The 12,971-nt window shown below is 72.9% G+C and carries 12 protein-coding genes and 1 pseudogene; 8 read left to right on the plus strand and 5 right to left on the minus strand.

The annotated features are described in order from the left end of the window. Positions 1-83: 83 nt before the first annotated feature. Positions 84-593 (plus strand): GNAT family N-acetyltransferase, encoded by a 510-nt coding sequence (locus ACZ6TD_RS11180; RefSeq protein ID WP_471357639.1) that lies wholly within the window; start codon positions 84-86, stop codon positions 591-593. Positions 594-634: 41 nt separating this feature from the next. Here the strand turns inward: ACZ6TD_RS11180 and ACZ6TD_RS11185 are convergent, their stop codons facing one another. Both ACZ6TD_RS11185 and ACZ6TD_RS11190 read right to left on the minus strand, forming a co-directional pair. Further along, positions 635-1,207 carry a histidine phosphatase family protein gene (locus ACZ6TD_RS11185; RefSeq protein WP_471353069.1) on the minus strand — a complete coding sequence of 191 codons (573 nt, stop codon included), beginning with the start codon at positions 1,205-1,207 and terminating at the stop codon, positions 635-637. 395 nt (positions 1,208-1,602) lie between these two features. Next, a complete protein-coding gene (locus ACZ6TD_RS11190) occupies positions 1,603-3,057 on the minus strand; it encodes an aminotransferase-like domain-containing protein (RefSeq protein ID WP_471353070.1) in 1,455 nt (484 codons plus the stop codon). Here ACZ6TD_RS11190 and ACZ6TD_RS11195 point away from each other — a divergent pair. Both ACZ6TD_RS11195 and ACZ6TD_RS11200 read left to right on the plus strand, forming a co-directional pair. Continuing rightward, positions 3,056-4,171, plus strand: a complete 1,116-nt coding sequence (locus tag ACZ6TD_RS11195; RefSeq protein WP_471353072.1) for a DMT family transporter — start codon at positions 3,056-3,058, stop codon at positions 4,169-4,171. The two genes, ACZ6TD_RS11190 and ACZ6TD_RS11195, sit on opposite strands and share 2 nt — an antisense overlap. Positions 4,172-4,239: 68 nt before the next feature. Next, positions 4,240-4,446, plus strand: coding sequence for a DUF1918 domain-containing protein (locus ACZ6TD_RS11200; RefSeq protein ID WP_020867170.1), 207 nt, complete (start codon positions 4,240-4,242; stop codon positions 4,444-4,446). Between the two features lie 25 nt (positions 4,447-4,471). Here ACZ6TD_RS11200 and ACZ6TD_RS11205 read toward each other — a convergent pair whose 3' ends face one another. Continuing rightward, positions 4,472-5,704 (minus strand): glycoside hydrolase family 10-like protein, encoded by a 1,233-nt coding sequence (locus tag ACZ6TD_RS11205; protein ID WP_471353073.1) that lies wholly within the window; start codon positions 5,702-5,704, stop codon positions 4,472-4,474. 434 nt (positions 5,705-6,138) lie between these two features. Between ACZ6TD_RS11205 and ACZ6TD_RS11210 the strand changes: the two genes are divergently transcribed. The 4 genes and pseudogenes from ACZ6TD_RS11210 (at position 6,139) to ACZ6TD_RS11225 (ending at position 11,065) form a co-directional block, all read left to right on the plus strand. After that, positions 6,139-8,457 (plus strand): WD40/YVTN/BNR-like repeat-containing protein, encoded by a 2,319-nt coding sequence (locus tag ACZ6TD_RS11210; RefSeq protein ID WP_471353075.1) that lies wholly within the window; start codon positions 6,139-6,141, stop codon positions 8,455-8,457. A gap of 123 nt (positions 8,458-8,580) precedes the next feature. Continuing rightward, complete coding sequence (locus tag ACZ6TD_RS11215) at positions 8,581-9,438, plus strand: 3-hydroxybutyryl-CoA dehydrogenase (RefSeq protein ID WP_471353076.1); 858 nt, start codon at positions 8,581-8,583, stop codon at positions 9,436-9,438. A 102-nt stretch (positions 9,439-9,540) separates the two neighbouring features. Continuing rightward, positions 9,541-10,092, plus strand: a complete 552-nt coding sequence (locus tag ACZ6TD_RS11220) for a cysteine hydrolase family protein (protein ID WP_471353078.1) — start codon at positions 9,541-9,543, stop codon at positions 10,090-10,092. Continuing rightward, positions 10,089-11,065, plus strand: a pseudogene (locus tag ACZ6TD_RS11225) (GlxA family transcriptional regulator). The gene ACZ6TD_RS11220 and the pseudogene ACZ6TD_RS11225 overlap by 4 nt, the downstream one beginning before the upstream one ends. Before the next feature lie 41 nt (positions 11,066-11,106). On the opposite strand, the gene ACZ6TD_RS11230 reads toward ACZ6TD_RS11225, so the two are convergent. After that, positions 11,107-11,874 (minus strand): MgtC/SapB family protein, encoded by a 768-nt coding sequence (locus ACZ6TD_RS11230; RefSeq protein ID WP_471357641.1) that lies wholly within the window; start codon positions 11,872-11,874, stop codon positions 11,107-11,109. A 259-nt stretch (positions 11,875-12,133) separates the two neighbouring features. On the opposite strand from ACZ6TD_RS11230, the gene ACZ6TD_RS11235 reads away from it, so the two are divergent. Next, positions 12,134-12,391: a hypothetical protein gene (locus tag ACZ6TD_RS11235; RefSeq protein WP_037961557.1), complete on the plus strand. Its 258-nt coding sequence runs from the start codon at positions 12,134-12,136 to the stop codon at positions 12,389-12,391. Between the two features lie 22 nt (positions 12,392-12,413). On the opposite strand, the gene ACZ6TD_RS11240 is transcribed toward ACZ6TD_RS11235, so the two are convergent. Next, a complete protein-coding gene (locus ACZ6TD_RS11240) occupies positions 12,414-12,944 on the minus strand; it encodes an NUDIX hydrolase (protein ID WP_044568677.1) in 531 nt (176 codons plus the stop codon). Between the last annotated feature and the right edge of the window lie 27 nt (positions 12,945-12,971).

Genomic DNA, 12,971 nt, shown 5'->3' on the forward strand with positions numbered 1-12,971 from the left:
AGTGCTTTCCCGAAAGGGCCCTGGGCAGAAAGCCGCGCCCTGGTCACGGCCCGCGCTCCGATGGGATCGTCCGGTCCATGCCGATGACTCTGCGGGGCGCGCGGGTGGGCTTGCGCCCCACCGTCCCTTCCGATGTTCCCTCCCTGGCCGCGATCCGCGCCACGCCCGAGGTGTACGCGCGCTGGCGGGGCGGCGAGGACCTGGTGGCGGCGGTGCGCGAGGACCTGGCCGAGCCCGGCGCCGAGCAGCTCACCATCGAGGACGAGGGTGTGGTGATCGGCTTGATCCAGTGGTCGGCCGAGACCGACCCGGAGTACCGGCACGCGAGCATCGACATCTATCTGGACCCGGCGGTGCACGGGCGGGGGCTGGGCACCGACGCCGTACGCACCCTGGCCCGCCATCTGTTCACCGACCACGGCCACCACCGGATCGTGATCGACCCGGCGGCGGACAACGCCGCCGCGATCCGGTGCTACGGCAAGGTCGGCTTCCGGCCCGTCGGCATCATGCGGTCCTATGAGCGCGGTCCGGACGGGACGTGGCACGACGGCCTGCTGATGGATCTGCTGGCCGAGGAGCTCACCCCGTGAGCGGGAGGCCCCGCGGGCGGGAAGCCCCGCGGGCGCTCCTGTCAGGTACCGTCCACGCGCAGCCGCCACTCGCCCGGCCGGCCGGTGAGGGTGACCGTGGAGAGTGGCCGGATGTCGACGTTCCAGTAGCAGTGCGGCGGCGCCTTGATCGCGTACATCAGGGCGGCGCGGACCACCCCGGGGTCGGCCACGGCCACCATCTTGGCGTGGTCCTCGGCCGGGCGGGTGTCCAGCCAGCCGCCGATCCGCATGATGAACGCGTGCAGCGACTCCCCGCCGTGCGGTGCGGAGCGCGGATCGCCGAGCCAGGCGTCCACCTCGGCGGGTTCGCGCGCCATCACATCGGCGAGGGAGCGGCCCGCCCAGCGGCCCATGTCGCAGTCGCGCAGGGCGAGTTGGACCAGTGGCGTGAAGCCCAGCGCGTCGCCGGTCTCCCGGCTGCGGGTCGACGGCGAGCAGTAGCGCAGCTCCGCCGCGGCCAGCGGAAGCAGCGCGGGGGCCGCGCGCTCGGCGGCGAGCCGGCCCTCCGGATCCAGCGGCCGGTCGTCGCCGAAGCGCTCCCCCAGCCGGGAGGAGCTGCGGCCGGCGGCGACCAGCGTCAGCCGAAACGTCATCCCGGCATCGTAAGGTCACGGCCGCGACTCCAGGGCCCGTAACCAGGAGAAGAGCAGGGGTCTTTGGGTGTGCGCCGGGCCACCGGGCGGCTCGAGGGCGCCCCGAAGGGGCGCGGGGCTGTGTCGATGTGCGGCTCCGCCGCGCGGGCGCGACCAGCCACGACGGCGCCGCGGACGATCGACGGCAGGTCAGGGCATGGGCATTCCCAGCGGAGTGCGTACGGGGTGTCCGGCGGGCCTTGACGCCTGCGGCGGGCTGCTGCGGGAAGGGGCGCAGCCCCGATCCGGGGCCTGGGGCCAAGGCCCCGCCCGGGGCCTGGGGCAGAGCCCCAGTTGCGGGAAGGGGCGGGGAGGGGAGCAGCCCGCCGCAGGCGGGACGACCCGTCGGGCACCCCCTACGCCCCCACCAGCACCTCCTCGCACGCGGTGCGCAACCGCCGCACCCCCTCGGCCAGTTCACCCGTGCCCGCCACCGAGGCGAAGCTCAGCCGCACATGCGGCGCGGGCGGTTCGGCGCAGAAGTACGGGCGGCCGGGGGCGACGGCGACCCCGGCGCGCAGCGCGGCGGCGGCCAGGGCGGCCTCGTCGGTGCCCTGGGGCAGCCGCAGCCACAGGTGGTAGCCGCCGGGTGGGACATGGCGCAGCTCCAGTGCGGGCAGCTCCCGCCGTACGGCGGTGACGAGCGCTTCGCGGCGCGTGTGCAGCTCGGCGGCCACGGTGCGCAGATGGCGGGGCCAGGACGGCGCGCCGACGAGTTCCAGGGCGGTCTCCTGCAGCGGCCGGGGCACGAAGAAGCTGTCGACCACCTGGATCGCGCGCAGCCGCTCCAGCGCGGGGCCACGGGCGGCGAGCGCGCCCACCCGCAGGCTGGGCGAGGTGGCCTTGGTGAGCGAGCAGACGTGGACCACCGCCCCGTCGGGGTCGTCGGCGGCGAGGGTGGCGGGCAGCGGGGCCGCGTCCTCGTGGACGAGCCGGCGCGCGAAGTCGTCCTCCACCACGAACGCGCCCGCCTCGCGGGCGGTCGCGAGCACCTCGCGGCGCCGCCCGGCGGAGAGCACCGCTCCGGTGGGGTTCTGGAACAGCGGCTGACAGACGAAGACCCGGGCACCGGTCGCCCGCAGCGCCTCGGCGAGCAGATCGGGGCGCACCCCGTCGGCGTCCACCGGGACCGGGACGGGGCGCAGCCCGGAGGCGCGGGCGGCGGCGAGCATGCCGGGGTAGGTGGGGGACTCCACGAGGACGGGCGCGCCGGGCGGCGCGAGCGCGCGCAGCGCGCAGGTGAGCGCGGACTGGCCGCCCGCGGTGACCAGGACGTCGGCGGCGCCGAGAGCCCCGGCCGGGCCGCCGATCTCCCGGGCGAACCAGGCGCGCAGCTCGGGCAGGCCCTCCACCGGCGGGCGGTCCCAGGCCCCGGGCCGCCGCCCGGCGCGGGCCAGGGCGGCGGCCAGCGCCCGTTCGGGCTGGAGGGAGGAGTGCAGATAGCCGCCGTTGAACTCCAGGATCCCGGGCGGCGGGGCGGCGAGCGTGGCCAGGACGCCGGAGGCGTCCACCGAGCGCGGCACCGACTCACCGGCCGTCTCCACGCTCAGCGCGACCTCCTGCCAGGAGGTGTCGCCCGGCCTCGGCGCCCCGGCCCGTGGCCGGTCGGCGCGGAAGGCACCGGCGCCGGGGCGGGTGACCACCAGCCCTTCGGCGACGAGCGCGGCAAGGGCGCGGGAGACGGTCACCGGGCTCACCCGGTGGCGCTCGACCAGGGCCCGGCTGGACGGCAGTTTCTCTCCGGGTGAGTAGCGGTCCAGCTCCTTCCGCAGCGATTCCGCGAGATCAGCCACACTGCTACGCTGTTGCATGACAGCACAGGATAGCGCTACCGACAGCAGTGCGATAGCGGTGAGCGGCGCCCCCGCCCCGCGAGGCGGCCCCGCCCCGGGCCGGGGCGACGCCCGGGCGGCCCCGGCGCTCCCGACACCGTTCGCCCTCCGCACCGGCACCCTGCTCGCCGCGCTCGGCGTGGCCGCCTTCTCCCTCACCTTCCCCGCCACCGCCTGGGCGCTCACCGGCCTCGGCCCCTGGTCGGTGACCACCTGCCGGGTGGTGCTCGCCGCGCTGATCGCGGGCGGGGCGCTGGCCGCCCTGCGGGTGCCGGTGCCAGACCGCCGCCACTGGCCGGGGCTGCTGGTCGTCGCGGCCGGGGTCGTCGTGGGCTTCCCGCTGCTGACCACGCTCGCCCTGGAGACCTCCACCACCGCGCACGCGGCCGTGGTGGTCGGCCTGCTGCCGCTCACCACCGCCGCCTTCTCCGCCGTACGCACCGGAGTGCGGCCCTCGCGGGTGTTCTGGGCGGCGGCGCTGGCCGGGGCCGCGGTCGTGATCGCCTTCGCGGTGCAGCAGAGCGGCGGGGCGCTCACCACCGGCGATCTGTATCTGTTCGGCGCGCTGGTGGTGTGCGCGGCGGGCTACACCGAGGGCGGCCGGCTGGCCGGCCACATGCCGGGCTGGCAGGTGATCGGCTGGGCACTGGTGGGCTGTCTGCCGCTGTCGGTGCCGGGCGCGGTGCTCGCGCTGACGGGCGAGGACGTCCACCTCGGCGGCCGTGCGGTGGCCGGGCTGCTGTGGCTGGCGGCCGGTTCGCAGTTCGTGGGCCTGGTGGTCTGGTACCGGGGGATGGCCGCCATCGGGGTGGCCAGGGCCAGCCAGCTCCAACTGGCCCAGCCGCTGCTCACCCTGGTGTGGTCGGTGCTGCTGCTCGGCGAGACGCTGACCCCCGCCGCCCCGATCGCCGCCGTCGCGGTGCTGGTGTGCATCGGGGTGACACAGCGGGCCCGGGTCCCGGCGGGGGCGGTACGGGCTTCCCACCCCGGCCGGACGGTCAATTCCGAAACCGCCGATGGGGCGGACCGGATTCCCGAAGCGGTGGACCGGAATCACTCCCCGGCTGGAGCAAACCAGGACAACCGGCCATAGACTGGCCTCAGGGATCGCATTGTCCTCAGCAGACCGCATTGCCCTCCAGCGGACGGGAGGTCACGCACATGGAGGCGACCGTAGGCGACAAGCTGCTGGTGCACGGCAGGGTTGTCGGAATTCACGATCGTGTAGCGGAGATCATCGAAGTGCTCGGGGATAACGGGGAACCGCCTTACCGCGTGCGTTACGAGGACGACGGCCACGAGTGCCTGTTCTCCCCCGGGCCCGACTCGGTCGTCCGTCACCTGGCCGCCGGACCCGGGCAGCGGTAGCTGTCCCTGCGGGGCAGGGCCTGGGTCAGCGGGGCGGACGGACGCGATACGGATAGTGGTCGGCGACCACACGCGCCATGGCGCCGTTGCGGTCGGCGGCCACTTCCTTCGCCGAGAAGTACACATTGCCGCGCACCTGGGGGAAGTCCCGGTCGAAGGTGAGGTGCCGGGACAGCTCCGCCGGGTCCTGCCAGGGCGCGGGCTGCGCCGGATCGCCCGCCTTGTAGAGCGCCTCGCCGATGTAGAGGTTCACCCCGGTGCCCCGGACCGCCTCCGACCACCAGGGGACGAGCGCCGCGTAGTCGGCGGCGGCGAAGCCGATGTTCCAGTAGACCTGCGGGACGACGTAATCGAGCCATCCCCGCCGCACCCAGCCACGGGTGTCCGCGTAGAGGTCGTCGTAGGTCTGCACCCCCGCCGTGGTGGCGGAGCCGAGCGGGTCGGTGGCCCGGTTGCGCCAGACGCCGAAGGGGCTGATGCCGAACCGCACCCGCCGCCCCCGCCGCTTGATCCGCACGGCCGTCTCGTACACCAGGCGGTCGATGTTGTTCCGCCGCCAGGCCGCGCGGTCCGGGAAGCCCGCGCCGTAAGCCTCGTACGCCGCGTCGTCGTCGAAGACCTGACCGGCCACCGGATACGGGTAGAAGTAGTCGTCCCAGTGGACGGCGTCGATGTCATAGCGCGCGACCGCGTCCAGCATGGCGTCCTGGACAAAGCGGCGCACCTCGGGCAGCCCGGGGTTGTAGTAGAGCTTCCCGCCGTACGGCACGACCCACTCGGGGTGCACCCGGGCCGGATGGGTGGGGATCAGCCGTGCGGGGTCGGTGTGGTTGGCGATCCGGTACGGGTTGAACCAGGCGTGCAGCTCCAGACCGCGCCGGTGCGCCTCGCGCACGGCGGTGCCCAGCGGATCCCAGCCCGGGTCCTCGCCCTGGACGCCGGTGAGGCACTCCGCCCACGGCTCGTACGGCGAGGGCCACAGCGCGTCGGCCGTCGGCCGCACCTGGAAGACCACCGCGTTGAGCCGGCGGCTGACGGCGGTGTCGAGGAAGCCCAGCAGCTCGGCCCGCTGCCGCTCCACGGGGAGACCGGGCCTGGACGGCCAGTCGCGATTGGCGACGGTGGCCAGCCACATCCCGCGGAACTCGGGCCGGTGCCCACCGCCCCGCCCGTCCGCCAGCGCGTCGCCCGCCGGGACGGTGGCGGCCAGGGCTCCGGCGGCCGCCACCGTGAGACTTCTGCGCGTGATCCGACCCATGAAACCCAACTCCTCGCCTCGGTCGTGCGTCAACGTAAGCCCGCCGCCACCGGCCGGGGCCCGAAGGGGCAGGAGACCGTCCCCTGTCGGCCCCGCGAGAGCGTGGTGCCGGGCAACGCCGACGCGCCGGGGCGCCACCCAGCGGTGGCCGGGCGACCCGTGCCGGGCGTCGTGCGCCGGGCGCCATGTGGCGGCGAGCCCGATGTGGTGGCAACTCCCGCTGATGATGGGGCCCTTGTGGGGCGCCCGGCAATGCTTACCGCGAATCCGGGACGGTCAAGCCCAACGCCCCTTGAGGCCCCCTTGACTTCACCCTTCTCGCACGGCCATCCGGCCGCTAGCATCGGATGACGCACGCATGGGAGCGCTCCCAAATACCCTCACCCACATGGCCCTCACGCCTCACTACCCCCACGTCCGGAGAGGAAGTTCCCGTGCGCAGCAACGGCAGAAGACCGGTCGGCGCGCTCATGGCCGCGCTGGCACTCGTCGGCGGCTTACTCACCGCGGCGGCCTCCCCCGCCGCGGCCCGCCCCGAAGCCGCCCCCGCCCGTGGCACCGCCCAGGCCGACGCCTCCACCTGGAAGAACGTCCGCGTGGACGGCGGCGGCTTCGTCCCCGGCATCGTCTTCAACCGCAAGGAGAAGAACCTCGCCTACGCCCGCACCGACATCGGCGGGGCGTACCGCTGGGACCAGTCCGGCAAGCGGTGGGTGCCGCTGCTGGACTCGCTGGACTGGGACCACTGGGGCTGGACCGGGGTGGTGAGCCTGGCCAGCGACTCGGTGGATCCCAACAAGGTCTATGTGGCGGCCGGTACGTACACCAACGGCTGGGACCCGGGCAACGGCGCGATCCTGCGCTCGTCCAACCGGGGCGCCAGTTGGCAGTCCACCACCCTCCCCTTCAAGCTGGGCGGCAACATGCCCGGCCGCGGCATGGGTGAGCGGCTGGCGGTGGACCCCAACCGGAACAGCGTGCTCTACCTCGGCGCGCCGAGCGGCAACGGGCTGTGGCGCTCCACCGACTCCGGTGTCACCTGGTCGAAGGTGACGTCCTTCCCCAACCCCGGCACGTACGTCCAGGACGCGAGCGACACCAGCGGCTATCTGAGCGACAACCAGGGCGTGGTGTGGGTGACCTTCGACGAGCGCACCGGCTCCTCCGGCAGCGCCACGAAGACCATCTACGTGGGCGTGGCGGACAAGGACAACACCGTCTACCGCTCGACGGACGCGGGCGCGACCTGGTCGCGGGTGGCCGGGCAGCCCACCGGCTATCTCTCCCACAAGGGCGTCCTGGACGCCAAGAACGGCTATCTGTACCTGACCACCAGCGACAAGGGCGGCCCGTACGACGGGGAGAAGGGTCAGGTGTGGCGGTACACCACGGCCACCGGGGAGTGGAAGAACATCAGCCCCATGGCGGACGCCGACACCTACTTCGGCTACAGCGGGCTCACGGTGGACCGCCAGAAGCCGGGCACGCTGATGGTGACCGGCTACAGCTCCTGGTGGCCGGACACCCAGATCTTCCGCTCCACCGACTCCGGTGCCACCTGGACCCGGGCCTGGGACTTCACCAGCTATCCGAACCGGTCCTTCCGCTACACCCAGGACGTCAGTGCCGTCCCCTGGCTGACCTTCGGCACCAACCCCTCCCCGCCCGAAGTCACCCCGAAGCTGGGCTGGATGACCGAGGCGCTGGAGATCGACCCGTTCGACTCCAACCGGATGATGTACGGCACGGGGGCGACGGTCTACGGCACGGAGAACCTCGGAAACTGGGACACGGGCGGCAAAATCGCCATCACGCCCATGGTCAAGGGCCTGGAGGAGACGGCGGTCAACGATCTGGCCAGCCCACCCACCGGCGCCCCGCTGCTCAGCGCGCTCGGTGACATCGGGGGCTTCCGCCACACCGATCTCGACGCGGTGCCCGCGCGGATGTACACCTCGCCGACGTTCACCACGACCACCAGCCTGGACTACGCCGAGACCAGTCCGAACACCGTGGTCCGGGTGGGCGACAACGACTCCGCGCCGCGGATCGCCTTCTCGACCGACAACGGCGCCAACTGGTTCCAGGGCAGCGAGCCGTCCGGGGTCACCGGCGGCGGCACAGTGGCCGCGGCGGCCGACGGCAGCGGCTTCGTCTGGGCCCCGGAGGGCACCTCGGCCGTCTACCACACCACCGGTTTCGGCACCTCGTGGTCGGCGTCGAGCGGCATCCCGGCCGGGGCGGTCGTGGAGTCCGACCGCAAGAACCCCAAGAAGTTCTACGGCTTCAAGGCGGGCACCTTCTACGTCTCCACCGACGGCGGCGCCACCTTCACCGCCAGGGCGTCCTCCGGGCTGCCGGCCGACGGCCCGGCGCGGTTCAAGGCGCTGCCGGGCGCCGAGGGCGACATCTGGCTCGCGGGCGGCAGCACCGGCGGGGCGTACGGGCTGTGGCACTCCACGGACTCCGGCGCGACCTTCACCAAGCTGAGCGGTGTCCAGCAGGCGGACACCATCGGCTTCGGCAAGGCGGCGCCGGGCGCCTCGTACCAGGCGCTCTACACCAGCGCGAAAATCGGCGGGGTGCGCGGCATCTTCCGGTCCACCGACGCCGGGGCGAGCTGGACCCGGATCAACGACGACGCCCACCAGTGGGGCTGGACGGGCACCTCGATCACCGGCGACCCACGGGTCTACGGACGGGTCTACGTGGCCACCAACGGGCGCGGCATCCTGCGCGGCGACATCTCCTGAGCGCGAGGGCGGGCCGGGGCCGGATTTCCGGCCCCGGCCCGCCCCCTACCGATAACCGGAGGGTAACGTCTGGGACGACAGGGGGACGACACAACGGACAGTTGAACCAGCGAAAGGCACGATGTGACCGACATCGAACGCGTCGGAGTGGTGGGCTGTGGCCAGATGGGCGCGGGCATCGCGGAGGTGTGCGCCCGATCCGGCCTGGACGTCATGGTCGCGGAGACCACGGGCGAGGCCCTGGAGATAGGGCGTACCCGGCTGACCAACTCCCTCGGGAAGGCCGCGGAGCGCGGCAAGATCACCGAGGAGCAGCGCGACGCGACGCTGGACCGGCTGAGCTTCACCACCGATCTGGGGGAATTCGCCGACCGAGATCTGGTGATCGAGGCGGTCGTCGAGAACGAGCAGGTCAAGACGGAGATCTTCCAGGTCCTCGACCAGGTGGTGACCCGCCCGGACGCGATCCTCGCCTCCAACACCTCCTCCATCCCGCTGGTCAAGCTGGCCGTCGCCACCTCCCGCCCGGACCAGGTGATCGGCATCCACTTCTTCAACCCGGCGCCGGTGCAGGCGCTGGTGGAGCTGATCCCGGCGCTCACCACCGGTGACGAGACCATCAAGCGCTCCGAGGCACTGGTCGGCGACATCCTGGGCAAGCACGCCATCCGCGCCCAGGACCGCGCAGGGTTCGTGGTCAACGCGCTGCTCATCCCCTATCTGCTGTCCGCCATCCGGATGTTCGAGTCCGGGATCGCCAGCCGCGAGGACATCGACAACGGCATGGAGCTGGGCTGCGCCCATCCGATGGGCCCGCTGAAGCTGTCCGATCTGATCGGCCTGGACACCATCGCGGCGATCGCCGACTCGATGTACGAGGAGTACAAGGAGCCGCTGTACGCCGCTCCCCCGCTGCTGCTGCGGATGGTGGACGCGGGCCGGATGGGACGCAAGACGGGCTCGGGCTTCTACACCTACTGAGCCGGACTCGCGCCAGGTGACGGCGGCGCTGACCGGATCGTTCCGCCACCGGCCCCGATCGTGCCTGGCCGAGGGCGTTCGTCCCTGGTCAGACTGGGGACCATGAAGCGAGCGCTGATCGTCATCGATGTCCAGGAATCCTTCCGCGCCCTCCCGTCCTGGGAGCGGATCGCCAACCCGAAGATCGCGGATCCGGTCAGCCGGCTGGTCCGCCTCGCCCGTGCCGAGGGGGACCAGGTGATCTGGGTGCTGCACACCGAGCCCGGCAGCGGGGGCGCGTTCGACCCGGAGCAGGGGCGGATCCGGCTGCTGGAGGAGCTGGAGCGGCCGGTTCCAGGTGAGCCGGTCCTCCACAAGACCGCCCACAACGCCTTCACCACCACCCGGCTCCAGCAGTTGCTGACCGAGGCGGGCGTGCGCGAACTGGTGGTCTGCGGGATCCGCACCGAGCAGTGCGTGGAGACCACCGCCCGGGTCGGCAGCGATCTGGGCTACGAGGTCGTGTTCGTCACCGACGCCACCACGACCCATCCGATCGGCGCGTTGAGCGCCGAGGCGATCGTGGAGCGCACGGAGGCGGTGCTGCGCGACCGGTTCGCCCGGATCGCCACGGTGGCCGAGCTGGAGGCGGAGTCGGGAGCCCCCACGGCATGAGCCGGGTGGTGTTCGTGCTGGTGCCCGGGGTCCATCTGCTCGACCTGGCCGGACCGGCCCAGGTCTTCGGCACGGCGGCGGACCTCGGGCCGGCCTACGAGCTCAGCTATGTGGCCGAGCGGGAGCTGGTCCCCAGCGCCCAGGGTCTGACGCTCACCGCGCGGACCGAATGGCCCACGACGGGCCCGGACGACCTGGTCGTGGTGCCGGGCTGGCGGATCTCACCACCGCACGACGGCCGGGTTCCCGGTCCGGAGCCGCTGGAACGGCTGTGCGCCCACCACGCGGCAGGGGGCACCGTGGCCAGCGTATGCGCCGGGGCACTGGCGCTGGGACGGGCGGGGCTGCTGGACGGCCGCCGCCCGTGGCCAGCGTATGCGCCGGGGCACTGGCGCTGGGACGGGCGGGGCTGCTGGACGGCCGCCGGTGCACCACCCACCATGAGCTGCAGGACGAACTGGCGGCCCGGCACCCCCGGGCGACGGTGGTCCGGGATGTGCTGTTCACCACCGACGACCGGGTGGTGACCTCGGCGGGCATCGCCAGCGGTATCGATCTGGCGCTGCATCTGCTGGCCGTGCGGCACGGACCGGCGCTCGCCGCCCAAGTGGCCCGGAACATGGTCGTCTACGCCCGCCGTAACGGCGATGAACCGCAGGCCAGCGCCATGCTGCGGTACCGCGCCCATCTGGACGACGTGGTCCACCGGGTCCAGGACGTCATCGACGCGCGGTTCACCGAACCGCTGTCGCTGGCGTATCTGGCCGTCGGCGCGGGGGTCAGCGAACGCACCCTCACCCGGCTGTTCACCCGCGCCACCGGCGGGCTCACCCCGCTGCGCTATCAGCAGACGCTGCGGCTGGAGCGCGCGGAGCATCTGATCGGCCAGGGCTCGACGGTGGCGGCCGCGGCGCGGGAGGTGGGGTTCGACGACGCCCGGATGCTGCGCCGCCTGCGGGCGCGGGCGCTCTGACGTCGTTGATACGCGATCGCCGATCGGAGGCGTCGAGGCCGTCAGTCCGAGCCGTCGAGGTCGCGGCCCGCGTCGGCGCCGAGGACGCCGTCCAGCTCGGAGATCTCCCCCACCAGCCGGAGGACGTCCCCGGTGCCCTCGAGGGCGAGCGCCACCTCGGCGACGCCCGTATCGGCGGGCCGGGCCTCCTCCTCGGCCCGGACGACCCGGGTGGTGCGGTCCCGGCCCTTCCACGGCGCCCGGTCCACCCGGACCCGCAGCACCTTGTACCCGGCGGCCGTGCACAGCTCCAGCACGCGGGGCAGCAGCCCGGCGCCCACCCGGTACGAGAGCTGCAACTCCACCCGTTCGGCCGACCACAGGGCCGGCAGCCGGCGGGTGAGCAGCGGATAGCCCCGGATCACCAGGAAGTGCGCCGCGGTGGCGGCGGTGGCCAGCAGGGCCAGACCACCGCCGCAGGCCATGCCCACCGCACAGGTCAGCCAGACGGTCGCGGCGGTGGTCAGTCCGCGGACGGCGTCCCGCCGGACGAAGATCAGGCCGCCGCCGATGAAGCCGATACCGGAGACGATCTGCGCCGCCACCCGCGAGGGGTCGAGGCCGACGTGCTCGCGGAACAGCACATCGGTGAAGCCGTACTGGGAGACCTGCATGAACAGCGCGCTGCCCACGCCCACCAGGGTGTGGGTGCGCAGCCCGGCGCTCTTCTGCTGCACCGCCCGCTCGAGCCCGATCAGGGTGGACAGCACCAGCGCGACGCCGAGTTCGGCGAACTGCCGCACTCCCTGGTCGGCGCCGAATTCCCACATCGGAGCGGCGATCAGTCGCACATCCGTCCCTTCTGTCCGGCCTGTGGATGGACGCCATCCATCCGGTCCGCCCCGCCCCTCGCGGTCCCTTCCCCCGACCGCCGTCCCCCATGAGTACCCGCTGAGTACCGCCTTTCGCACGGGGTGTGCGCCGGTGACTCACACACCATCCCCACACACGCTCCCGCACCACCTGCGCATGCGCTTGACTCGGAGCGTCACTACTGCACGGACGTTACATCCGGAAGGGGATCAACCCGTGACCACCGAGCCCGAGCAAGCCGCGTTAGCCGTGGAGCTCGCGGAACTGCGCCGGACCGTCGAAGTGGGCTTCACCCGCGTCGACGGCCGGCTCGCCCTGCTCGACCACCGCGGAGAGCAGGCAGAGGAGGACGTGAACCAACTGGGCGGGCGGCTACGGATACTGGAGCACGGACGCTGGCCGCTGCCCTCCATCGCCGCCCTGACCGGGGTGTCCGCCCTGGCCGTCGCGGTATGGCAGGCGGCGGGACACTAGCCCGGACGGCCGGCGGCCCGGCCTAGCCGAGCCTGATGTGGTGGAGCAGCAGCAGCGCGGCCGCCATGTTGGCCGCGGGCACCTCACCCCGCGCCACCAGGTCGGGCACCAGCTTCAGCGGCACCCACTCGCGGCGGTCCGATTCGAAGTCGTCCTCCGGGTGACCGACGTACGACGCCTCCTCGGCCCAGTAGATGTGGTGCCGTGCGTCGGTGAGCCCGTTGGACGGCTCGACGGAGAGCAGATGGCGGAGCGGGCCGGGCCGCCAGCCGGTCTCCTCCTCCATCTCCCGAGCCGCGGCGTCGGCGATGTCCTCACCGTCCTCGACGACGCCCGCGGCCAGCTCCCAGCCCCAGGCGTCGGTGATGAACCGGTGCCGCCACAGCAGCAGCACCTCGTTGGCCGCGTTCACCGCGGTGGCCACGGCCACCGGGCGCAGGCGGATCAGATAGTGATCGAGTTGACGTCCGTCGGGGAGCCGGACATCGGCGAGGTTGACTCGGAACCATCGGTTCTCGTACACGGTCCGCTCCCTGAGGTTCTTCCAGCGCACTGTCAGCCACCTTTCGTCGCACGGGAG

The organism is Streptomyces yongxingensis (assembly GCF_055597465.1).